This is a genomic window from Paramicrobacterium fandaimingii (assembly GCF_011751745.2).
GTDB classification, from domain to species: Bacteria; Actinomycetota; Actinomycetes; order Actinomycetales; family Microbacteriaceae; genus Paramicrobacterium; species Paramicrobacterium fandaimingii.
Genome location: NZ_CP061170.1, coordinates 1,907,202 through 1,928,878, shown reverse-complemented (window position 1 = coordinate 1,928,878; position 21,677 = coordinate 1,907,202). Strand labels below are relative to the sequence as shown.

Annotated in this window: 20 protein-coding genes; 11 read left to right on the top strand and 9 right to left on the bottom strand. The window is 62.9% G+C overall.

The window, feature by feature from the left end; translation table 11 throughout:
- Nucleotides 1-6: 6 nt before the first annotated feature.
- Together HCR84_RS09340 and nadE are read left to right on the top strand one after the other, a co-directional pair.
- Nucleotides 7-3,438: an error-prone DNA polymerase gene (locus HCR84_RS09340; RefSeq protein WP_166983787.1), complete on the top strand. Its 3,432-nt coding sequence runs from the start codon at nt 7-9 to the stop codon at nt 3,436-3,438.
- A gap of 42 nt (nt 3,439-3,480) precedes the next feature.
- Nucleotides 3,481-4,302, top strand: a complete 822-nt coding sequence (gene nadE, locus HCR84_RS09335; protein WP_166983786.1) for an NAD(+) synthase — start codon at nt 3,481-3,483, stop codon at nt 4,300-4,302.
- A 3-nt stretch (nt 4,303-4,305) separates the two neighbouring features.
- Here the strand turns inward: nadE and HCR84_RS09330 are convergent, their stop codons facing one another.
- The 3 genes from HCR84_RS09330 to HCR84_RS09320 all read right to left on the bottom strand — a co-directional run bounded on the left by HCR84_RS09330 (nt 4,306) and on the right by HCR84_RS09320 (nt 6,404).
- Complete coding sequence (locus tag HCR84_RS09330; RefSeq protein WP_166983785.1) at nt 4,306-5,016, bottom strand: hypothetical protein; 711 nt, start codon at nt 5,014-5,016, stop codon at nt 4,306-4,308.
- A gap of 73 nt (nt 5,017-5,089) precedes the next feature.
- Nucleotides 5,090-5,314: a hypothetical protein gene (locus HCR84_RS09325; RefSeq protein WP_166983784.1), complete on the bottom strand. Its 225-nt coding sequence runs from the start codon at nt 5,312-5,314 to the stop codon at nt 5,090-5,092.
- Between the two features lie 82 nt (nt 5,315-5,396).
- A complete protein-coding gene (locus HCR84_RS09320; RefSeq protein WP_166983783.1) occupies nt 5,397-6,404 on the bottom strand; it encodes an aldo/keto reductase in 1,008 nt (335 codons plus the stop codon).
- 240 nt (nt 6,405-6,644) lie between these two features.
- Here HCR84_RS09320 and HCR84_RS09315 point away from each other — a divergent pair, with 240 nt between their 5' ends.
- From HCR84_RS09315 to HCR84_RS09300, 4 genes are all read left to right on the top strand, one after another.
- A complete protein-coding gene (locus HCR84_RS09315) occupies nt 6,645-7,169 on the top strand; it encodes a single-stranded DNA-binding protein (RefSeq protein ID WP_166983782.1) in 525 nt (174 codons plus the stop codon).
- Between the two features lie 70 nt (nt 7,170-7,239).
- Nucleotides 7,240-7,719, top strand: coding sequence for a DUF6993 domain-containing protein (locus HCR84_RS09310; RefSeq protein WP_244972456.1), 480 nt, complete (start codon nt 7,240-7,242; stop codon nt 7,717-7,719).
- Nucleotides 7,720-7,912: 193 nt separating this feature from the next.
- Complete coding sequence (ettA, locus tag HCR84_RS09305) at nt 7,913-9,595, top strand: energy-dependent translational throttle protein EttA (protein WP_166983781.1); 1,683 nt, start codon at nt 7,913-7,915, stop codon at nt 9,593-9,595.
- Entirely contained in the window at nt 9,595-10,065 is a 471-nt protein-coding gene (locus HCR84_RS09300; protein ID WP_166983780.1) for an acyl-CoA thioesterase, read from the top strand. The genes ettA and HCR84_RS09300 overlap by 1 nt, the downstream gene beginning before the upstream one ends.
- Before the next feature lie 8 nt (nt 10,066-10,073).
- Here the strand turns inward: HCR84_RS09300 and HCR84_RS09295 are convergent, their stop codons facing one another.
- Nucleotides 10,074-10,943, bottom strand: a complete 870-nt coding sequence (locus HCR84_RS09295) for an acyl-CoA thioesterase (RefSeq protein WP_244972455.1) — start codon at nt 10,941-10,943, stop codon at nt 10,074-10,076.
- A 55-nt stretch (nt 10,944-10,998) separates the two neighbouring features.
- On the opposite strand from HCR84_RS09295, the gene HCR84_RS09290 reads away from it, so the two are divergent.
- Nucleotides 10,999-11,643, top strand: coding sequence for a DUF8185 domain-containing protein (locus HCR84_RS09290; protein ID WP_166983779.1), 645 nt, complete (start codon nt 10,999-11,001; stop codon nt 11,641-11,643).
- Between the two features lie 2 nt (nt 11,644-11,645).
- On the opposite strand, the gene HCR84_RS09285 is transcribed toward HCR84_RS09290, so the two are convergent.
- From HCR84_RS09285 to pepN, 4 genes are all read right to left on the bottom strand, one after another.
- Entirely contained in the window at nt 11,646-13,304 is a 1,659-nt protein-coding gene (locus HCR84_RS09285; RefSeq protein ID WP_166983778.1) for an FAD-binding dehydrogenase, read from the bottom strand.
- A gap of 28 nt (nt 13,305-13,332) precedes the next feature.
- Nucleotides 13,333-13,725 (bottom strand): globin, encoded by a 393-nt coding sequence (locus tag HCR84_RS09280; RefSeq protein WP_166983777.1) that lies wholly within the window; start codon nt 13,723-13,725, stop codon nt 13,333-13,335.
- On the bottom strand, nt 13,722-14,729 hold the full coding sequence (locus tag HCR84_RS09275; RefSeq protein ID WP_166983776.1) for a mechanosensitive ion channel family protein: 1,008 nt from the start codon (nt 14,727-14,729) through the stop codon (nt 13,722-13,724). Before HCR84_RS09275 ends, HCR84_RS09280 begins: the two co-directional genes overlap by 4 nt.
- Before the next feature lie 87 nt (nt 14,730-14,816).
- Nucleotides 14,817-17,357, bottom strand: a complete 2,541-nt coding sequence (gene pepN, locus HCR84_RS09270) for an aminopeptidase N (protein ID WP_166983775.1) — start codon at nt 17,355-17,357, stop codon at nt 14,817-14,819.
- A 77-nt stretch (nt 17,358-17,434) separates the two neighbouring features.
- On the opposite strand from pepN, the gene HCR84_RS09265 reads away from it, so the two are divergent.
- From HCR84_RS09265 to HCR84_RS09250, 4 genes are read left to right on the top strand one after another with little or no spacing between them, the layout of a single operon-like run.
- Entirely contained in the window at nt 17,435-18,049 is a 615-nt protein-coding gene (locus HCR84_RS09265; RefSeq protein WP_166983774.1) for a mycothiol-dependent nitroreductase Rv2466c family protein, read from the top strand.
- Nucleotides 18,050-18,069: 20 nt separating this feature from the next.
- Nucleotides 18,070-18,558: a ribose-5-phosphate isomerase gene (locus tag HCR84_RS09260; RefSeq protein ID WP_166983773.1), complete on the top strand. Its 489-nt coding sequence runs from the start codon at nt 18,070-18,072 to the stop codon at nt 18,556-18,558.
- Nucleotides 18,558-19,553: an Fpg/Nei family DNA glycosylase gene (locus tag HCR84_RS09255; protein ID WP_166983772.1), complete on the top strand. Its 996-nt coding sequence runs from the start codon at nt 18,558-18,560 to the stop codon at nt 19,551-19,553. Before HCR84_RS09260 ends, HCR84_RS09255 begins: the two co-directional genes overlap by 1 nt.
- Before the next feature lie 10 nt (nt 19,554-19,563).
- Nucleotides 19,564-21,063, top strand: coding sequence for an amidohydrolase (locus HCR84_RS09250; RefSeq protein WP_244972454.1), 1,500 nt, complete (start codon nt 19,564-19,566; stop codon nt 21,061-21,063).
- 62 nt (nt 21,064-21,125) lie between these two features.
- Here HCR84_RS09250 and HCR84_RS09245 read toward each other — a convergent pair whose 3' ends face one another.
- Nucleotides 21,126-21,611: a Dps family protein gene (locus HCR84_RS09245; protein ID WP_166983771.1), complete on the bottom strand. Its 486-nt coding sequence runs from the start codon at nt 21,609-21,611 to the stop codon at nt 21,126-21,128.
- Nucleotides 21,612-21,677: the final 66 nt, after the last annotated feature.

Below are 21,677 nucleotides of genomic sequence, written 5' to 3'. Positions count from 1 at the left end.
GCGTTCATGGGCTGGCATAATCCGCCGGTTCCGTGGTCGGAGTTCGCCAGGCGGCTGTCTGACGACCCCGAGGTTGCCGCGGCCCAGGTGGCGGCCTCCCGTGAGGAGTCTCCGCAGGTGGCCGACACCGCGGCTGAGACTCGGCGGGCGGTTCAGACACCGGAGGTGCCCTATGCTGAACTGCACGCGCACTCGGCCTACAGCTTCCTTGACGGCGCAAGCATGCCAGAGCAGCTCGTTGATGATGCTGTCGACCTCGGGTTGTCAGGGATGGCGCTCACCGACCACGATGGCTTTTACGGTGCTGTGCGCTTTGCAGAGGTTGCTGCGCAGCATCCGGGGTTCTCCACGGTTTTCGGCGCGGAGCTCTCTCTCGACCTCTCCGAGCCGCAGAACGGCGAGGCCGATCCCGGAGGAACGCATCTGCTTGCACTCGCGAGGGGAGCAGACGGGTATCGCCATCTGGCGCGCACGATCACTGCAGCGAATCTTGCCGAGGGAGCGCAGAAAGGCAGCCCCCGCTACAGTCTGGAGAGCCTTGGTGACCAGCTGGCCGGCTACGTGCACGTGCTGACCGGATGCCGAAAAGGTGCCGTGAGGCGAGCGCTTGAGAGCGGAGGCCGGGCTGCCGCGGCGAAGGAGCTCGATCGGCTGACCGCTCTCTTCGGGAACGACGGCGTCACCGTTGAGCTTTTCGTCCGAGGGGAAGCGCTCGACGACGCCCGCAACGATGCCCTCTCTGCCTTGGCTGCGGAGCGAGGGCTTCCTGTCGTCGCAACGGGAAACGTGCATTTCGCCCGGCCCGACCAGTTTCGCCTCGCGCAGGCGCTCTCTGCGGTGCGCGCCAGACGAAGCCTCGATGACCTTGAGGGCTGGCTGCCCGCCTCTGGCGATGCTTTTCTGCGAAGTGGCGAAGAGATGTCGAGACGTTTCGCAGCGTACCCCGGTGCCGTTGCGCGCAGCGTGGAGCTGCTGGACGAGCTTGCGTTTTCTCTGCGTGCCGTTTCGCCTGGGCTGCCCAAACTTCCGGTGCCCGACGGATACACCCCAATGGAATGGCTCCGGAAGCTTGTCTGGGAGGGAGCGGCACGCAAGTATGCTGATCTCGGCGGGGCGAAGATCGAGCGCATCGAGCGCGAGCTTCAGGTGATCGAGGAGAAAGACTTTCCCGGCTACTTTCTGATCGTGCATGACATCGTGCGGTTTGCCCGCTCGCGCGGCATCCTCTGTCAAGGCCGAGGCTCCGCCGCCAACTCAGCCGTCTGCTTTCTGCTCGACATCACAGCCGTCGATTCGATTCGCTACGGATTGCCTTTCGAACGCTTCCTCTCGAGCATGCGTGAGGAGGAGCCCGACATCGACGTTGATTTTGAGTCCGGTCGTCGCGAAGAAGTGATCCAGTACGTGTACGAAACGTACGGTCGGTACAACGCAGCGCAGGTCTGCAACGTCATCAGCTATCGGCCGAAGGGCGCGGTGCGCGACATGGCGAAGGCGCTCGGGCACAGCCCAGGGCAGCAAGATGCCTGGAGTACGCAGATCGAACGATGGGGCGCCACCGTTGAAGCGCACGATCACGATATTCCCGACGCGGTTCTCGAGCTCTCGGATCAGGCGCTGAAGCTCCCTCGCCACCTCGGCATCCACTCGGGTGGCATGGTGCTCACCGACCGGCCCGTCGGCGAGGTGAGTCCCATCGAGCGTGCCCGGATGGAGGGCCGTACCGTGCTGCAGTGGGACAAAGACGACTGCGCCTGGATGGGGCTCGTCAAGTTCGACCTGCTCGGGCTCGGCATGCTCGAGGCGATTGCGCATGTCTTCGATCTCGTCGCCGAGACGTGCGGTGAGCAGTGGGCGCTTGACACGATTCCGAAGGAAGAGCCCGCAGTGTACGACGTGCTCTGCCGCGCAGACACTGTCGGGGTGTTTCAAGTGGAGAGTCGTGCGCAGATGGGAATGCTTCCGCGGTTGCAGCCTCGGCAGTTTTACGACCTGGTCGTCGAGGTGGCGCTCGTGCGCCCCGGCCCGATTCAAGGCGGAGCTGTTCACCCCTACATCAAGCGCCGCATGCAGCAGCGCGAGTGGGAGCGCAAGAAGGCAGCAGGAGAGGTGGTGGGTGAATTCGCTGTTCCGTATCTGCACCCCAAACTTGAGCCAGTGCTCAAACGGACGCTCGGCGTTCCGCTGTTCCAAGAGCAGCTGATGCAGATGGCGATGGCCGTCGGCGAATGCACGGCAGAAGATGCCGACCAGCTGCGGCGGGCAATGGGATCAAAGCGAGGGACAGAGCGCATCGACTCGCTGCGTGACACGCTGTATGCCGGAATGGCGAAGAACGGTCTTGTGGGAAAGCAGGCGGATGCTGTCTACTCGAAGATCCAGGCGTTCGCGAATTTCGGCTTCGCCGAGAGCCATTCCATTAGCTTCGCTCTTCTCGTGTATGCAAGCGCGTGGCTTCGGCTGCACTACCCCGCGGCTTTTCTCGCGGCGCTGCTGCGGGCGCAGCCGATGGGCTTCTACTCTCCGCAGAGTCTTGTCGCCGATGCACGACGTCACGGTGTGACGACGCGTCGCCCCGATCTGCATCTTTCGACCGTCTACCCTTCGCTTGAGAGCAACGATGAAGGTTCGCCACCAGGTCGCGAGGAATGCCTGAACTCGACGCAGCCGCCCATCGGCGAGTTCGACCCGGCAGCCGAAGACGCGCAGGCTCAGCATCGGCGAGATGGAGCATTCGCCGTTCGCCTCGGACTTGCCGCCGTGCGCGGAGTGGGAGAGAAGGCCGCGCAGAAGATCGTCGCGGAGCGCGAGGAGCACGGAGCGTTCCGAGACATGTACGATCTCGTTCGAAGAACCGGTGTGCGAACACCCGTGCTGGAGGCTCTTGCCGACGCCGGCGCCTTCGAATGCCTGGGGCTGAGTCGCCGAGAGGCGCTGTGGCAGGCAGAGCATGCTGCGCAGGAGCGCCCAGAACAGCTCGCGGGTACCGCATTCGCTGTTCAACCTCCGCTTTTCTCGCTGCTCACACCGGAAGAGCAGACCGTGTCTGACATCTGGGCGACGGGAATCTCCCCCGAGGGGCATCCACTCGAACACCTGCGTGAGGAGCTCACCACGCGAGGCGTGAGAAGCGCGGCGGCTCTGCGCATCGCGGAGCCGGGCAGGCGCATCCACGTCGCGGGTGTTGTGACGCACAGACAACGGCCGGCTACGGCCCGCAACGTGACGTTCTTGAACCTCGAAGATGAGACGGGGTTGGTCAACGTGGTCTGCAGCACGGGGGTCTGGAACAGATATCGGCGCATCGCACGGGAAAGCCCGGCGCTGATTGTTCGCGGAACGCTCGAGCGTTCGCCCGAAGGCGTCGTCAACGTGATCGCTGATCAGTTTGAGCAACTGGGCATTCGTGCGCAGACGCGTTCCCGGGACTTCCAGTAGCCCGACATCACGACGAAACATCTGCTCCGCTAAGGTGACATCATGCGAGAACTCCAGGCCCAGATCATCGACGAACTCGGGGTGAAGCCCCACATCGATCCTCAGGAAGAGATTGAGCGGCGCATCAGCTTTCTCGATGAGTACCTCGGCACAACCGGGGCAGCAGGGTATGTGCTCGGCATCAGCGGTGGGCAAGATTCCTCACTCACCGGCCGCCTCTGTCAACGAGCTGTTGAACGTCGCCGTGCTCGCGGCGCCGCTGCGATGTTTCTCGCTGTTCGACTTCCGTACGCGATTCAGCACGATGAGGCAGATGCCGTTCTCGCCGTCGATTTCATCGCACCAGATCGCGCGGTGACGTTCAACATCAAGCAGTCCGTCGATGGCATGGCAGACGAGTATGCCCGTGCGACGGGGGAGCGCATCGGTGATTTCAACAAAGGAAACGTCAAAGCGCGGGCACGCATGGTCGCTCAGTACGCGCTTGCAGGGGCAGACGGCTCTCTCGTCGTCGGAACCGATCACGCTGCGGAGGCTCTCACCGGCTTCTATACGAAGTTCGGCGATGGCGCCGCCGATGTGACTCCGCTCGCTGGGCTGTCAAAACGGCAGGGGGCGAGCATGCTCCAAAGGTTGGGGGCACCGGCGCGGCTCTTCGAGAAGATTCCCACAGCAGACCTGCTCGACGATGAACCAGGGCAGTCGGACGAAGCGAACCTGGGGCTCTCCTACACAGACATCGATGATTACCTCGAGGGTGCTGAGGTCTCACATGAGGCGGCTGAGCGGATCGAGTCAGCGTTTATGCGCAGCAGGCACAAACGCACAGTGCCGGTTGGCCCGGCCGACACATGGTGGCGTTAGAGACTACGACGCATTCTTCTCGTCAGCGGCCGGCGCTGACTCCGGACGCTTCTTCGCCGCGTCAAGCGCCGCGACGTCGTCGATGAGCTTCTGCGTGGTCGTATCTGCACGCGAGGTGTCAGAAAAACGTGACGATGGAGTGATGTTGGATCGTAGCTCAGGCTGACTCTCTGGCTGACGTTCGCTTGGCCCGTCTGCCTGAGCCGGGATGCTCTCCTCGTCAGAGAAAGACCACCGTTCGAGATCGCTCTGAAATACCTTCTTCGCGCGGCTGGGGCGCTCTTGCCAATCGAGCAGACGATCGCGGAATTCTGCGATGGAGGAGTCGAGGGTGGAGTCGGTTCTCGACGATGCACGCTTCATCTCAGCGAGCTGATGCGAAGCCCAGTCGGCGGCAATCGATGATCCGCGCACCGGAAGGAGTCGAATCGTCGTGTCTGCCTGCCCGACGGCGCGGTCGGCGAGCACACGTTCCTGAAGCGTCAGCGAATTCCACGCGGTTGCTTCCGTTGCGGCGTCGATCAGGGTAGCGATCGCGGCCGTGCGCTGTTCCCGATCGTGTTGGGCGACGAGCCGCTTGATTCCGGCCCGCCCGATTCCCGCGGCGATGAGACCCGAGATGATGATCGAGACGCCGATGACGACAGCCATGAAGAGCGTCGACTGCGCGTCAGAGGCCGTGAGCCACGAGATGAAATCGTTCCACCAGTTCATGCTCGAACGATAACCCGAGCAAGCCTCCACAGCGGGGCGCCATGCCGTGGCGGTTCTGAAAACTCAGCTATCCCTATCGAAGTGAGTCGACAGCATCGGCGAAGTTCCAGAAACGCCCGACCGCGATAAACCGTGCCGCTGCGAGCTGGTACCGCTTCGCCTCGAAGCGGTCGCCCTCCCGAGTCAGCACACGCTCGACGTGTCCAAAGACGAAACCATCAGAGGCGATGACGCGCCACAGGTAATCGTTGATGCGAATCGTCTCAGCGTGACGTCCGCGTGCACGTATCGTCTGCATGTTTCCTCCCAATGTCTCGGCCGGCCTGTGCTGCGTGTGTGTGCCAAGCTAGCGGCAGCCACCGACATTCAGAGGAAGATGGTCACCCCTTTCCCGTTCCGTCGACAGCGAAGGGCTCGATGGCGGAAATCTCCGCATTTGTGAGCGCTGGAGTATCGAGCGCCGCGATGTTCTGCTCCAGCTGTGAGACCGAGGAAGCCCCGATTACGGCCGACGTGACATTGCTCTGCCGCAGAATCCATGACAAGGCGAGTTGCGCGAGACTCTGCCCGCGTGCCGAAGCGATGTCGTCGAGGGCGCGGGCACGCACGAGATATGTCTCGTCTATGCGGTCGGCAGAGAGGAACGGGCTCGTGGCTGCGCGCGAGTCTGACGGAATGCTGCCGTCGAGATAACGGTTCGTGAGCAGCCCCTGCGAGAGCGGAGAAAAGACGACGCAGCCGCTCCCCGTGCGATCGAGCACGGGAAACAGGCCGTGCTCGACATGGCGATTGAACATGCTGTACGAGGGCTGGTGCAGCACGAGGGGAACCTTGTGCTCGGCGAGCGCCGCCGCAGCGGCATCCGTTTGCTCCGGCGAATAGTTGGAAATGCCGACGTACAGTGCCTTACCCGCGTGAACGGCCGAGGCCAGAGCACCCATTGTCTCTTCAATGGGCGTTTCAGGGTCGGGACGGTGCGAATAGAAGACATCGACGTAGTCGACTCCGAGCCGACGGAGACTGCGATCCAGGGACGCGAGCAGGTTCTTTCTCGACCCCCATTCGCCGTACGGCCCCGGCCACATGTAATAGCCGGCTTTGCTTGAAATGATGATCTCGTCGCGATAGGCGGCCAGATCTGTCGCGAGAATGTGCCCGAAGTTGCTTTCGGCGCTTCCGGCAGGCGGCCCGTAATTGTTCGCGAGGTCGAAATGCGTTACTCCGAGATCGAACGCCCGCCGAACGATGGCTCTCTGCGTCTCAATCGGCCGCTCATCACCGAAGTTATGCCACAGCCCCAGTGAAAGCTCGGGAAGGCGCAGGCCGGAGTTGCCTGCCCGTCGATAGCGCATGGAATCGTACCGGGACTCGTCGGCGATGAATGTCATGACGTCATGCTACTGACTCCTCAGGAACCAGATGACGAATCCTCGACGTGTGCACGCCGAACAGTCGTCCACAGCAGCAGGCCAGTGCACGACGATGCACAGTTTTCACAGAGACATCAGCGTGCCCAGTGCATGCAGGCGACACTCGATGAACGGCTCCGGAGACGACTGATCCGGCACGAGCGTCGTCTTCGGAGTCGCACCGCCCACGGGGGCGGTGCACTATCGAGAGGAGCAATCATGGCCGATACGATCACTGTCACCGGAGTTGTCGGAACCACTCCGCATTTGGGAGATGCCGCGGGCACACCCGTCTGCAATTTTCGCCTGGCGACGAGCCTGCGACGGTATGACAAACAGACGGGAGCCTGGACGGAGTACGGAACGAACTGGTACTCGGTCGGCGCGTACCGGTACCTCGGCAAGAACGTCGCGGCGAGTGTTCGCAAGGGAGATCGCGTCGTTGTCACCGGGCGAGTTCGGCTCAGAGAATGGTCGAACCAAGCGGGTAAGGGGATGACGATCGACATCGACGCAACGTCGGTCGGGCACGACCTCACCTGGGGAACCACGACATTCCGCAAGCACAACGACACGGGCGACGCCGTCGAGGCAGAAGCCGGGCCCGTCGATGTTGAGGCACACGCAGATCAGACAGGCGCGGCAGCAGAAGAACGGGCGGGGCTTATTGAAACAGCGGGCGAAAGCTTTCATAACGGTTGGCCTGCTGTGAGTGTCGGCACCGAGGATGTCGACGCGGCGTGACGGAGGCGCAGAGCGTGATCTTCTACAATCGGTTCCGGCGGCTTTCTGTCGCCGGAACCGGAGGCGGAACGTGGCTCGGACGACGGCACTGCTCGGGGCACTCGGCGTAATGCTGCTTCTGACGTTGGGACTCTCCGGATGCGCGCCGGCAGCCGAGTCGACAGCGCAGCCAACGGGATCGCCAAGCGACGAGGCGAGCGCTCCGACGGCGACAGCGCAGCCGACTCTCGATCCCGAGGGGTCGGCAGGGGACAACCTCGACTTCTTCGATGCCGTCAACGAAAAGGTGATCGCCGATAACCCCGATGCCCTTGGCATGGACTTCATCGATGCCCTTGTCGAGGCCGGGTTCGAAAAGTCGGCGATGGAGGCGACGGAGGACTACTCCACCGTTGGCAATCGCGCAGAGTCCATCCAGTTTTCGGTGCGTTGGAAGGACAAGTGTCTGATCGGTCAGAATGGCGAAGCCGTCGGTGGCTACCATTCGGTCGTGATGAACATGCTCGACGCGGGCACATGCCTCGTCGGCAACACCCGTGCGATCGGGTAGCGCGGCGCGTCTGCGGTCCGGGTCGCCGACTCGCAGGCTGACACGTTATCCTCGAAGGTGGCGACGACGCACCGCGTGCCCGTGACGGCACCGCTCGGTGGTCGTCGTACCGCGTGAACAGGCAGTTTGACGCGATACCAGCCCAGAAGACCGCTCGCGGTCTCACGGACATGAAAGCAGTGTAGGGAAAAGAGTGGCCGAATACATTTACTCGATGGTCCGCGCACGCAAAGCAGTCGGGGACAAGGTTATTCTCGACGACGTCACGATGGCCTTCCTCCCCGGAGCGAAGATCGGCGTTGTCGGCCCGAACGGCGCCGGAAAATCGACGATCCTCAAGATCATGGCAGGCCTCGACACGCCGAGCAACGGCGAGGCGAAGCTCAGCCCCGGGTACAGCGTTGGCATTCTCATGCAGGAGCCGGAGCTGGACGAAGACCGTACTGTTCTCGAGAACGTTCAAGACGGTCTTGGCGAGATCAAAGTCAAGGTCGATCGTTTCAACGAGATCTCGGCAGCGATGGCTGAGCCCGATGCAGACTTCGACACCCTCCTCGCTGAAATGGGCAAGCTGCAAGAGCAGATTGACGCCGCCGATGCGTGGGATCTCGACTCGCAGCTTGAACAGGCAATGGACGCGCTGCGCTGCCCGCCCTCTGACACGACGGTGAGCGTGCTTTCCGGTGGAGAAAAGCGACGCGTCGCACTGTGCAAGCTGCTCCTTCAGAAGCCAGACCTGCTTCTGCTTGACGAGCCGACAAACCACCTTGACGCCGAAAGCGTGCTGTGGCTCGAGCAGCATCTTGCCCAGTATCCGGGCGCTGTGCTCGCCGTCACTCACGATCGATACTTTCTTGACCACGTCGCCGAGTGGATCGCCGAGGTCGACAGAGGACACCTCTATCCCTACGAGGGCAACTACTCGACGTATCTCGAGAAGAAGCGCGATCGTCTCGCTGTGCAGGGCAAGAAGGACGCAAAGCTGGCAAAGCGCCTCTCTGAAGAACTCGACTGGGTGCGGTCCAATACCAAGGGTCGGCAGGCGAAGTCGAAGGCGCGCCTCGCCCGATACGAGGAAATGGCTGCGGCGGCGGAGAAGACGCGAAAGCTCGACTTCGAAGAGATTCAGATTCCTGCCGGTCCGAGGCTCGGCCAGACGGTCATCGAGGCTCGCAACCTGGAAAAGGGATTCGGCGAACGTGTTCTGATCGACGGTCTGTCGTTCTCGCTGCCGCGCAACGGCATCGTCGGTGTCATCGGCCCCAACGGCGTCGGCAAGACCACCTTGTTCAAGACAATCGTCGGGTTCGAGCCGCTCGACGGCGGCGACCTCAAGGTCGGCGATTCGGTGAAGATTTCATATGTTGACCAGAGCAGGGGCGGAATCGACCCGAACAAGACACTCTGGGAAGTCGTCTCAGATGGCCTCGACTACATTCAGGTCGGAAACACCGAGATCCCGTCGCGCGCCTATGTCTCCACCTTCGGTTTCAAGGGACCAGATCAGCAGAAGCGTGCCGGAGTGCTGTCGGGCGGTGAGCGCAACCGTCTGAATCTCGCGCTGACGCTGAAGCAAGGCGGCAACCTCCTGCTGCTCGACGAGCCGACGAACGACCTGGACGTCGAGACGCTCTCGAGCCTGGAGAACGCGCTCCTCGAATTTCCCGGCTGCGCCGTGGTCGTCACACACGATCGCTGGTTCCTCGACCGGATCGCAACGCACATTCTGTCGTACGAGGGAACGGACGAGAACCCCGCAAACTGGTATTGGTTCGAGGGGAACTTCGAGGCATACGAGCAGAACAAGGTGGAACGTCTTGGAGCAGATGCGGCGAAGCCTCACCGCTCGACGTACCGCAAGCTGACGCGAGACTGATGCGCGTTCACGCTCCGGTGCATCTCCGCTGGGGAGACCTCGACGCCTACAACCACGTCAACAATGTGGAGTTGCTCCGGGTACTCGAGGAAGCTCGCGTGCGAGTGTTCTGGCGCAGCAAGGACGAGGGCGACGGCATCGATCAGGGAATGGCCCTGATCGAAGCCGAGCCCGGGTCTGAGACGCTCACGCTCGTGGCACGTCACGAGGTCGAATATCGAAAGCCGATTCCGTACCAGCGTGCCCCGCTGGACATTCAGCTGTGGATCGGCCGGCTCGGCGGAGCCAGTCTCGATGTGCACTATGAGGTGTTCACACAGGACGATGACGCTGCTCCGGCCGCCTGCGCCGCGAGCACGATCGTGCTCGTTGATGCCTCGTCTGGTTCTCCCCGACGCATCCGCGACGACGAACGTCGAGCATGGGAGCGCTACGCAGAAGCGCCCGTGACCTTCACCGGTCGGCGGTAGCCGCGAGCTCAGGACTCGCGGGGAACCCGCACCATCCCCTCTTGGGCAACCGAAGCAATGAGCGCACCGTCACGAGAATAGAAGCGGCCCTGCGTCAGTCCGCGCCCGCCTGTGGCGCTCGGTGACTGCTGCACGTACAGCAGCCACTCGTCGACGCGTGCCGCACGATGCCACCACATCGCGTGGTCGAGGCTCGCCACCTTGAGGCCCGGTGTGAGCCAGCTCAGACCGTGGCTGCGCAGGATCGGCTCGAGCAGCGTGTAGTCGCTCGCGTAGGCAAGAGCGGCCTGGTGAAGTCGCCTGTCGTCGGGAAGCGGTCTCTTCGCACGCAGCCACAGCATCTGATCCGAGGAGCTCTCGGCAGGCGCCGCAAGGTAGATCGGCTCGGACGCGTGCCGAATCTCAAATGGGCGGTCAGCAGACCAGGCGCGCGCACGCGGATCATCGATCGATCCGAGAATATCGGTGTCGCTGGGAAGATCGTCAGGATCTGGCGCGTCAGGCATTGACGCCGCGTGGTCGAGGCCGGCATCCTCGTCTTGGAACGACGCGATCATCGACAGAATGGGCATGCCCTTCTGGTATGCCTGCGTACGCCGCGTCATGAAGGAACGCCCATCATGGATGCGGTCAACGGCGAACGTGAGAGGGAGGTCGACATCGCCCGGACGCAGAAAATAGCCGTGCATCGAGTGGATGAAACGGTCGTCTGGAACCGTTCTTCCGGCAGCGATGATTGACTGCGCAAGAACCTGCCCACCGAAGACGCGCCCCTGCGGCATCCATTGAGAGGGGCCGGTGAAAATATCTTCATTGGTGCGAGCGCCGGTATCGGCGAGATCAAGGGCTCCGAGCAAAGAGTCAATGGGGTCTGACAACGCTTCTCCTCACGATGCTGCCGACGGCTGCGGCGTGAGATAAGTTTAGGAGCAGATGACTGAGACATTCACCTTGAGCGATTTCGACGCGGTGTCGGACCTCGGCACCTTTGTGGGCCGAGCGAAGCGGGTCGACCCGGATGCCGTGCGTTTTCTCGCTTCGGGCGGGGTGCTCGCCGTCTATGCGCCCGTGCTCTATGCTCGAGGCATTCTCGATCAGAGCGCCACGATCCTTGGTCTGCGTACCTACGCTGAGAACAGTGGTGTGACCTTCGATCGCACGGTCAACCCTGATTCCGTCAGCGAACGGATCGCGCGACTTGCCGGAACAGGCTCGGCGCAGCTGTCGATGCCGCCGTCAGAGGTGCAGGCACCGTGGACGGGGATCGCTCCTCCGCGGTCGGGGTGGGCCGAAATAGCCTCAATTCATGTCGACGTGCTCTCGAGGGTTGCACGCGACGGCGCTCAGCGCATCGCTGCGGACCTGCCCCGCGACGCTGGTGACCCTGTCGTGCAGCGCATCAGATCGTCTGTCTGGAGTGGAGACATCCCGCAGGTGCCTGAGCTTCCGGCCGGAGCGGCTTTTGCCGCAGACAGCCTGGGGTTTGTGGCAGAACCCGAGAACGCTCGCGTGCTGCAGTCGGGCAACTGGCTTCGCTTGAGTCTGCGCCGCGGCCACGTACTCGTGCGTCGGCGCTGACGTTACGCGGACGCTGCGGCCATTGCTCGCCCCGCTGTGCGCCCAGAGAACAGGCAGCCGCCGAGAAACGTTCCTTCAAGGGCGCGGTACCCGTGCAGTCCGCCCCCGCCGAACCCGGATGCCTCGCCCGCGGCATAGAGACCGGGAACCGGTTCTCCTGATGCCGAAAGAACGCGCCCGCTGAGGTCGGTCTGCAGGCCGCCGAGCGTTTTGCGCGTCAGCAGATGCAGTTTGACAGCAATGAGCGGTCCGGCCTTCGAATCGAGTAGCTTGTGCGGGGGAGCGGCGCGAAGAAGCTTGTCTCCGCGGTACGAGCGTGCGCCGTGCATCGCCGTGATCTGAGCGTCTTTGGAGAAGCTGTTGTCGAGTTGACTGTCGCGCCACTCGATCTCGCGCCGAACTCGGCCTCGATCAAGCTGGCCGTCGGTATCGAGCGCGGCCATGCCGTCAAGAAGCGACTCGAGGTCATCGGCGACGACGAAATCGTCGCCGTGCTGCTTGAACGCTTCGACCGGGCCGGGTGCTCCCGGTGCGATTCTGCTCAGGAGCATCCTGATGTCTTTGCCCGTCAGATCTGGATTCTGTTCACTGCCGGACAGCGCATATTCCTTCTCGATGATTCGCTGGGTCAGAACAAACCACGAATGATCGAACCCGCCTCGAGTGAGATGCGTGAGGGTGCCGAGTGTGTCGAACCCGGGGAACAGCGGGGCCGGGAGGCGCACACCCGTTGGGTCAAGCCACAGAGACGAGGGTCCGGGGAGAATCCGGATTCCGTGTTCGGGCCAGACGGGGTTCCAGTTGGTGATCCCCTCGGTGTAGTGCCACATGCGATCGGCATTGACGACGCGCCCGCCTGCGCTCTCTGCAATGGCGAGCCCACGGCCATCCACGTGGGCAGGAACTCCGGTGAGCATGCTTCGGGGCACCGGCCCGAGTCTGTCTGGCCAGTTTTTGCGTACGAGGTCGAAGTTGCCGCCGATTCCGCCTGTGCTCATCAGAACCGACTCGGACGACAGCTCGAACTGCCCAACCACGTCGCGTGAACTTGTGACGCCGCGCGGCACAGGGTCGTCGGCCAAGATGCTGCCGGACACCCCGGTGACGCGGCCGTCCGTCAGCGTCAGCTTGTCGACACGGTGTCGAGTGAGCACGTCGACACGGCCAGCGTCACGCGCTGCCTCGACGCGTCGAACGAAAGGATCGAGAACTCCGGGGCCCGTTCCCCAGGTGATGTGGAAGCGCGGCACCGAGTTTCCATGCCCAAAAGCCGCGCCTGACCCGCGCTCAGCCCAGCCAACGACGGGAAACAGCGAAATGCCCTGTGCCTTCAGCCACGAGCGCTTCTCGCCTGCTGCGAAGTCGACGTAGGCACGAGCCCAGCGCTTCGCCCAGTTGTCTTCATCGCGATCGAACCCGGCTGTTCCTTCCCAGTCCTGCCACGCGAGGTCGACGGAGTCGGTGATTCCCATTCTGCGCTGTTCTGGAGAGTCAACGAGAAAGAGCCCTCCGAAAGACCACCACGCCTGACCGCCAAAGGAACTGGGCGGCTCTTGATCGAGAACCGCGACGCGGCGACCGGCATCAGCGAGCTCTGCTGTGGCGACAAGGCCAGCCAGCCCTGCCCCGACGACGATGGCGTCATATGAGTGATCGGGCATCAGGGCGGCTCCTTCGTCGCGACGGCAGTCAGTCCTCGAACGTGTTCACGAGAGCATGCGCTGCTCTCTCAAGATAGTCCCATAGCGTCGCCTCGTGGATCGGCGCGAGTTCGAGTGACTCGACCGCAGTGCGCATATGCCGCAGCCAGCGGTCTCGCGCTTCGGGGTTCACCTTGTACGGTACGTGTCGCATGCGAAGTCGAGGATGCCCGCGCGTGTCGCTGTAGGTGGTGGGGCCGCCCCAATATTGCTCGAGGAACATCCTCAGCCGATCTTCGGCCGGGCCGAGGTCTTCTTCGGGATACATCGCCGTGAGCTCGGGATCGCTCGCGACGCCTCGGTAGAATTCGTGCACCAGCTTCTGGAAGGTGTCGTGCCCGCCGATCTGGTCGTAAAACGTTGTGACGTTTCCGTCGGTCATCGTTCTCCCTTCGGAACGCGCTTCTTCTTGCCGAGTTTCGACGGGTTGACGATGACGGGCTTCGTCTTCGGCGGACGCGCTCCGCCCACGCTGCCCGCGCCTTCCCACCCTGCCAGAATCACGGTCTCCAGTGAGAGCGGGACGATTCCGAGGCCATCGAGAACGACTTTGAAGCGCGAGCGAAGTTCGCGTCCGACGTCGTCCTTCGACGACGTGCGCGTCTTCGCAACGAGACGAAGAACGATCGCCTCGTCCGAGACGGATTCCATGCCCCATACTTCGGGAGCATCGAGAAAGTGCGGTCTCCACTTCGGCTCGTCAGCGAGCGCCCTCGCTGCATCGAGAAGCTGCTGCTTGACCGCGTCGAAATCGGCGTCGAGAGGAATCGCGAGGTCGATGATGAGCCGAGACCAGCCTTGAGACATATTTCCGACGCGCAACACCTCGCCGTTGCGCACAAACCACAGCACTCCGTTGACATCCCGCACCTGCGTTACGCGGATGCCCACTTTCTCGACGACGCCCGTTGCAAACCCAACGTCGACGACGTCGCCCACGCCGAGCTGGTCTTCGATCACCATGAAAATGCCGTTCAGTACGTCTTTCACGATGTTCTGCGCGCCGAATCCGAGACCGGCGCCGACGGCAGCAGACAACAGGGCGAAAGAGCTCAGGATGCCGGGGGAGACGACGTGAACGATGAGGAGCACCGCGATCACGACAATGACGACGTTGACGATGTTGGAAAGCACGGTGCCCAGCGTGCGCGTGCGCTGAACGACGCGCACGGCCGCCAACGGCGACACGGCGAGTGCCTGCGTGTCATCGACACCGCGCCCCCGCTTGACTCCGCTGACGATCGAGACGACTGAGCGCCGAATGACGATGTGGAGCAGCCAGGCCACGCCGATCGCCACCCCGATGATGACGACGACATGAGTGAGCGTGCCGAGAGGGGTGTTCAGAAAGTCATCCAGAGACGACGTGAAATCAGTGGTGATCACGTTGTGAGTGTATCCACGAGAACTCGACTGTGCCTGAAAGCACCTCGAGCTCCGCACAATGTGCGGAGCCCGAGGTGTTCAACGCTGTCAGCGAGCATCTCTCTCTTGCGCGGCGAGCGCGCGCTCCACACCAGCCAGGTTCTCCACAACGAGGCGTCGAAGAGCGGCGGGCTCGCTGTGCGTGTCGAGCCACGCTGCTGTTGCATCGCGCAGATGCGCGTTTGCGAGCGAGGACGGGTACAGTCCAACGGCAACGTGTTCCGCGATCTTGTAGGTGCGGCTGTTCCAGATATCGAGGAGAACGTCGAAGTAGCGGTCGACAAATTCCGTCAGCACTGTTGTGTCCTGAGCGCGGCGGAACCCGAGAGCCGTGTAGGCGACGAGTGTGTTGGGCAGAGAATCGTCGTCGATGATCAGCGACCAGGCGGCGTTCTTGTCTGCGCTGCTCGGGCGTGCGGCACGCGCCTGAGCGGCGAACTGCTGACCAGAGGCCGTGCTGTCCCGTTCGAGCGCTGCATCGATATCGGCTACGGTCGCCTGGTCCCCTGCGGCACGTGCGACGAGCAACTCCCACTCAAGGTCGGTGTCGATCTCGAGGCCGTTGAGCGTGATTGCACCAGCGCGCAGCGCTGCGATCGTCTCCAGCTGGGTGGGTGTGGATGCCGCAGAGGCGAAGAACTTCACAAACTGGAACTGCGCGTCGCTCCCTGGCGTGGCTTGCTGAGCAAGGCCCCACAGCTCATCGGCGACCCGCTCGAGCGTGCTGGCTTGGCGCTCAGGAGCGACATACTGCCCGGCCGCGAGAACCAACTGGTTCAGCGTCGTCCTGAGCGTTGTCGACTCGGTCTCGGCTGCGATGTTTCCCAGCACCAGGTCGACGTAGTCGCTCGCTGCCGTCTCGGCATCCCGAGTTGCGTCCCACACAGACCCCCACACCAGCGCGCGGGCAAGGGGATTTTCGATTGTCGACAGATGCTCCATCGCCACGCGAAGCGACTCCTCGTCAAGTCTGATCTTTGCGTAGGCGAGATCATCGTCGTTGAGCAGAATCAGATCGGGGCGCGCACGGCCGACGATCTCGGCAACCGGCGTGCGTTCACCGTCGATGTCCAGCTCGAAGCGATCGGTGCGCACGAGACGGCCATCATCGAGGGTGTAGAAGCCGACGGCGAGGCGGTGCGGGCGAAGCGTCGGGTAATCGGCTGGCGCCGTCTGCCGAATGGAGAAGGACGTGATCGTGCCCTCCGAATCGACGGTGACCTCGGGGTGCAGCGTGTTGACTCCGGCGGTCTCAAGCCACTTCGTCGACCACTCGGTGAGATCGCGCCCGCTCGCCGTCTCGAGCTCTGACAGCAGGTCGCGCAGTTCGGTGTTGCCGAAGGCGTGCTTGGCGAAGTACGCCGAAACTCCCGCGAAGAACGCTTCCTCGCCGACCCACGCGACGAGCTGCTTCAGAACCGAGCCGCCCTTCGCGTACGTGATGCCGTCGAAGTTCACCTGAACGTCTTCGAGATCGTTGATCGTTGCTACGACGGGGTGCGTCGAGGGCAGCTGATCTTGCTTGTACGCCCAGCTCTTCTCCATTGCCTGGAAGGTGGTCCAGGCCTCGGTCCACTCGGTGGCTTGCGCCGTGGCGATTGTTGACGCCCACTCGGCGAAGGACTCGTTCAGCCAGAGATCATTCCACCAGGTCATCGTGACGAGATCGCCGAACCACATGTGGGCAAGTTCGTGCAGAATCGTGACCACACGGCGCTCCCTGATGGCATCCGTCACCTTTGAACGGAACACGTAGCTCTCGAGGAACGTCACAGCACCGGCATTCTCCATCGCGCCCGCATTGAACTCGGGAACAAAAAGCTGGTCGTACTTCTCGAAGGGGTATGCACGGTTGAACTTCTGCTCGTAGAACGCAAAGCCCTGGCGCGTCTTCTCGAAGATGTAGTCGGCGTCGAGGTACTCGAAGAGGCTCTTGCGGGCGAAGAGGCCCAGCGGAATCGTGCGTCCATCGCTGCTGGTCAGCTTGCTGCGTACCGATGCGTAAGGTCCGGCGATGAGGGCCGTGATGTAGCTCGAAATGGTCGGTGTGGGCGTGAACTCCCATCGCGCGACGCCGTCGCTCACCGGCACAGGCTCTGGCGTGGGCGAATTCGAGACGATCTGCCATGCCGATGGTGCGGTGACGGTGAACTGGAACTCCGCCTTCAGATCGGGCTGCTCGAAGACAGCGAAGACCCGTCGAGAGTCGGGGACCTCGAACTGGCTGTATAGGTACACCTCGCCGTCGACAGGGTCGACAAACCTGTGCAGTCCCTCGCCGGTGTTGGTGTAGCGCATGTCGGCGTCGACGACGAGTTCGTTCTCGTCGCGGAGATCGTCGAGGGCGATGCGGGCGCCATCTGCAGCCGATGCGGAAACATCGCTGCCGTTCAGGGTGATTGAATGCACCGTCGCCGTCAGGGCATCGATGAACGTCGACGAGCCTGCTTCGGCACTGAAGCGAACTGTCGTGGTGCTGCGGAAGACGTCTGGTCCCTGTGTGAGGTCGAGTGCGACGGCGTAGGTGTGCGTCTGGATGAGGTTCTTGCGGGTGCGTGCCTCATCATGAGTGAGGTTTTCTCCTGGCACGGATGCTCCTATTCGATTGCGTGGATCGTGTCCAACGAACAAGCGTACTGCCGCCGCTCGTGTCATAGGCTGAGGGCATGAGTGCTTCAACGTCAACAATGGTGGATTTTTGGTTCGATCCTTCGTGCCCTTGGGCATGGATGACGTCTCGATGGGTCGACGAGGTGTCGCGACAGCGAGACATCGACGTGACATGGCACGTGATGAGCCTTGCTGTGCTGAACGAAGACAACGACGTCTCTGACGACTATCGTGCGTTCTTCCCTCGTGCTCTCAAATACACACGGCTCGTCACCGCTGTCGCGCAGCTCGCGGGGCAGGAGCACGTGAAGCCGCTTTACGACGCGCTGGGCACCCGCATTCACCCGGGCGAGCGCACGGACGCGGATGCGGTCATCGCGGAGGCCCTCGACGAGCTGGGCCTCGATGCGACGTTGGCGCGCTACGCCGATAGCGACGAGTACGACGAGCAGATGCGTGCGTCTCACTTCGACGGAATCACTCGTGTGGGACAAGACGTGGGAACACCGGTGATCGCCATCGACGACGTCGCATTCTTTGGTCCGGTGATCTCTCCTGCGCCGAAGGGCGAGCAGGCTGTGGCGCTCTGGGACGGCGTCGTCGCCGCGGCATCCTATCCCGGCTTCTTCGAACTCAAGCGTTCGCGCACGGCCGAGCCCCAATTCGACTGACCGCACGGCAGGATAGGGATATGCGCATTCACATCGCCACAGACCACGCGGGGCTTGAGTTCAGCCGCAAGCTGCAGGATTATCTCACCGACAAAGGTCACGTCGTGGTGAATCACGGCCCAACGGAATACGACCCGCTCGATGACTACCCGGCGTTCTGCATCAACGCCGGGCAGGCCGTTGTCGCCGATCGTCGCGCAGGCACGGAGGCGCTCGGCGTCGTCTTCGGAGGCTCGGGCAACGGAGAGCAGATTGCCGCGAACAAGGTTGAGGGTGTGCGCGCCGCGCTCGTGTGGAACCTGTCGACTGCCGAACTCGCTCGTGACCACAACGACGCGAACGTCATCTCCATCGGTGCTCGACAGCACAGCTACGACGACGTGATCGCCTTCATCGATGCGTTCGTCGCCCACCCGTTCAGCGGTGACGAGCGCCACGTGCGTCGCATTGCCCAGATCGCCGAGTACGAGCAGACCGGCGACATCGTGGGAAAGGGCGTCGATCACTGATGCCCGAGGGCCATTCGGTTCATCGCATCGCCCGCCAGTTCGCACGCAACTTTGCGGGTCACCGCGTTGCGGCATCCTCTCCGCAAGGACGATTTGCGGAGGGCGCGTCGGTTCTCGATGGCCGCGAGCTGCAGACGGTCTTCGCCGTGGGAAAGCAGATGTTCGCTGACTTCGGCGACGATACGTGGCTGCGCGTGCACCTCGGCATGTACGGCGCGTGGGACTTCGCGGGTGAGATCGCCGTCGACAGGACGATCGCCTCGGCGAACGGGCGAATGGGGCAGACGAACCAGCGTGGGACAGACATGGCGCTTGAGGTTCTCGACAACGCGGGGGAGAACTCGCTGTCGAGCATCGGGGCGCCGCGCAAGGCGCGCGTGCGCATGTCCGAGCAGACGAAGGGCGACACCGACGTGGAGTGGGAGTCGTTTCCGCCCGCGCCGATCGGCGCGGTGCGGCTGCGCTTGCTCACTGACCGCACGGTTGCAGATCTTCGCGGGCCGACCGCCTGCGAGATTCGCACGGGTTGCGAGATCGATGAGACGATCGCAAAGCTTGGGCCCGATCCGATGCATGATGACTCGACGGCAGCCGAAGACAGGTTCACCGAGGTGGTCAGGCGCAAGCCGACGCGCATCGGCCTCCTGTTGATGGATCAGGCGGTTGTGAGCGGAATCGGGAACGTATACCGGGCGGAGCTGCTCTTCCGAGCGGGTGTCGACCCGCACGCTCCCGGGCGCTCGGTGCCGGAAGAGACCGTGCGCGGCATCTGGCAGGACTGGGTGAGGTTGCTGCGCATCGGCATCGAAACGGGCCAGATGATGACGATGGACGGACTCACGGGCGAGGCATACACACTCGCCATGGCGAACCGCGACGACCGTCACTGGGTGTACAAACGGGAGGGCCTTCCGTGCCGAGTCTGCGGAACGAACATCATTCTTGAGGAGATGGCCGCGCGCAAGCTCTATTGGTGCCCGGTCTGCCAACGCTGAGAGAGAATCCGTGACCACATTTCGCCTTCGTGCCGCGCACCCTGGGCTGGGAAACGTGCAGACGCTCACGCGTGCCCGTCTGATCGACGCCCCGCATGCTGTCGACATTGAACTGACGGATGCTGTCATCACTGACATTCGGCCGGCGGGCAGCCGACCTGCCGCGGGCGAACCCGTCGATCTGGACGGTCGGGTCGTGATGCCGGGGCTCTGGGATCACCACGTGCACTTCACTCTCTGGTCGATCACGAGCAAACGGGTCGATCTGACGGCGGCCCAAAGCGCGGCCGAGACGGCGACGCTGATCGGTCACGCTGCACGAGAGCACCGTGACGGTCCGCTTGTCGGGGTCGGCTTTCGCGATGCACTGTGGGTCGATCGGCCAACCGCGGAGCTGCTGGATGCTGTCGTTCGGGACATTCCGGTTGTGCTGATGTCTGCAGATCTGCATGCAGTCTGGCTGAACACGGCAGCCCTGCGACGCTTCGGATTCACGTCAGATCACGGCGGATTGCTCACCGAGGACGCCGCCTTCGCCGTGCAGGGGCAGCTCGACGAGATACCCGAGTCGGTGTCGGACGTCTGGGCAGATGAGGCGGCGCGGGCAGCCGCGGCACGGGGAGTCACGGGCATCACCGACATGGAGATGGCGTGGAACAAGGACGTCTGGGAGCGGCGCACGCAAGAAGGGTGCACCCATCTGCGTGTGTCGTTTGGGATCTATGCCCAGCACCTCGAGCGCGCGATCGAGGAGCGACTGCAATCGGGTTTCATCGTTCCGCACACGCACGGCCTCGTCAGCGTCGGACCGTTCAAGATCATCACCGATGGCTCGCTCAACACCCGAACCGCGTACTGCGACGACGCGTATTCGGGAGGTGATTCGGGAAACGGGAAGCTGAACATTCAGCCTGCCGACCTGACATCGCTCATGAGTTCGGCGACGTCAGCGGGAATCGACTGTGCGGTTCACGCCATCGGAGACCAGGCGAACGCGCTCGCCCTCACGGCCTACGAGGAGTCGGGTGCGTCAGGAACCATCGAACATGCGCAGTTGATGCGCCCAGGCGATGTCTCACGCATGGCGCAGCTCGGTATCGCGGCAAGTGTGCAACCGGAACACGCCATGGATGATCGCGAGATCGCCGACGCGTACTGGCGTGGGCGCACAGAACGTTCATTCATGATGCGCAGCTTCCTTGACGAGGGCGTGAGGCTCGCCTTCGGCTCCGATGCGCCCGTCGCTCCGCTTGATCCGTGGGCTGCTGTCGCTGCCGCCGTCTCTCGTGCGCGAGACGGAAAGGACCCATGGCACGCAGAGCAGTCGATCGGCACGCGGGAGGCTCTCGCAGCATCCGTCCCCAACGGAAGGCTCACCCCCCGCATCGGCGACACGGCAGACCTCGCGATTCTCGACGGCGACCCGTGTGAGGCGAGCGCCGAGCAGCTGCGGGCGATGGTGGTGGGCGGCACGATCCTCAACGGTCGATGGACGCACCGGGCGCTCTAGCCGACGAGTGCGAAAAGGGACCGGATGCGAACGCATCCGGCCCCTTTTCGCTTTGTGCGAGGCTACTTCGCGATGTGCGCGAGGAGCAGCCAGCGGTCCTTCTCGAGTCCGCGAACAATCTCGACAGCGACGTCTTGGCTGTTGAGGTCGATCTCGTCGAGCTCATCGACGGCCGTGCGAGCTGTGTGGATCGCCGCATCGAGCATGGCAACCACCTCGACGATCGTGTCTTCAGACTGGCGGAAGCCGGCGCTGAGCGCGGGAACCGATGTCTGTGACGCCACCGTGGCGAGTCGCGAGTCGACGGGAAGCCCCAGAGCGACGACACGCTCCGCAGCGAGATCAGCCCACTGCTGTGCGTCCGCAACAAGCGTGTCGAGGAGTTCGTGCACGCCGATGAAGTTGTGGCCTCTCACGTGCCAGTGCGCCTGCTTGCCATTGACGACGAGAGCCTCGAGGTCGATGACCAGCGGCGAAAGGAACTGCGCTGTGCCCGACGCGACATCGGGATTGACATTTGTGAGTTTCTCAGTCTGTGAAGTAGCCATACCGTCCCTCTTCTTCTCTTGATGAATTCAACGTTACTGCGCTCAAGATATTCCGCAAGCAAGCGA

Bases quoted from the DNA above. Each gene is read 5' to 3' on its own strand.
- nadE (WP_166983786.1), top strand. From the start codon at position 3,481: ATGCGAGAACTCCAGGCCCAGATCATCGACGAACTCGGGGTGAAGCCC.
- HCR84_RS09280 (WP_166983777.1), bottom strand. From the start codon at position 13,725: ATGACCGACGGAAACGTCACAACGTTTTACGACCAGATCGGCGGGCAC.
- HCR84_RS09260 (WP_166983773.1), top strand. From the start codon at position 18,070: ATGCGCATTCACATCGCCACAGACCACGCGGGGCTTGAGTTCAGCCGC.
- HCR84_RS09290 (WP_166983779.1), top strand. From the start codon at position 10,999: ATGACTGAGACATTCACCTTGAGCGATTTCGACGCGGTGTCGGACCTC.
- HCR84_RS09330 (WP_166983785.1), bottom strand. From the start codon at position 5,016: ATGAACTGGTGGAACGATTTCATCTCGTGGCTCACGGCCTCTGACGCG.
- HCR84_RS09255 (WP_166983772.1), top strand. From the start codon at position 18,558: ATGCCCGAGGGCCATTCGGTTCATCGCATCGCCCGCCAGTTCGCACGC.
- HCR84_RS09315 (WP_166983782.1), top strand. From the start codon at position 6,645: ATGGCCGATACGATCACTGTCACCGGAGTTGTCGGAACCACTCCGCAT.
- HCR84_RS09285 (WP_166983778.1), bottom strand. From the start codon at position 13,304: ATGCCCGATCACTCATATGACGCCATCGTCGTCGGGGCAGGGCTGGCT.
- HCR84_RS09320 (WP_166983783.1), bottom strand. From the start codon at position 6,404: ATGACATTCATCGCCGACGAGTCCCGGTACGATTCCATGCGCTATCGA.
- HCR84_RS09245 (WP_166983771.1), bottom strand. From the start codon at position 21,611: ATGGCTACTTCACAGACTGAGAAACTCACAAATGTCAATCCCGATGTC.
- HCR84_RS09300 (WP_166983780.1), top strand. From the start codon at position 9,595: ATGCGCGTTCACGCTCCGGTGCATCTCCGCTGGGGAGACCTCGACGCC.
- HCR84_RS09340 (WP_166983787.1), top strand. From the start codon at position 7: ATGGGCTGGCATAATCCGCCGGTTCCGTGGTCGGAGTTCGCCAGGCGG.
- HCR84_RS09265 (WP_166983774.1), top strand. From the start codon at position 17,435: ATGAGTGCTTCAACGTCAACAATGGTGGATTTTTGGTTCGATCCTTCG.
- HCR84_RS09325 (WP_166983784.1), bottom strand. From the start codon at position 5,314: ATGCAGACGATACGTGCACGCGGACGTCACGCTGAGACGATTCGCATC.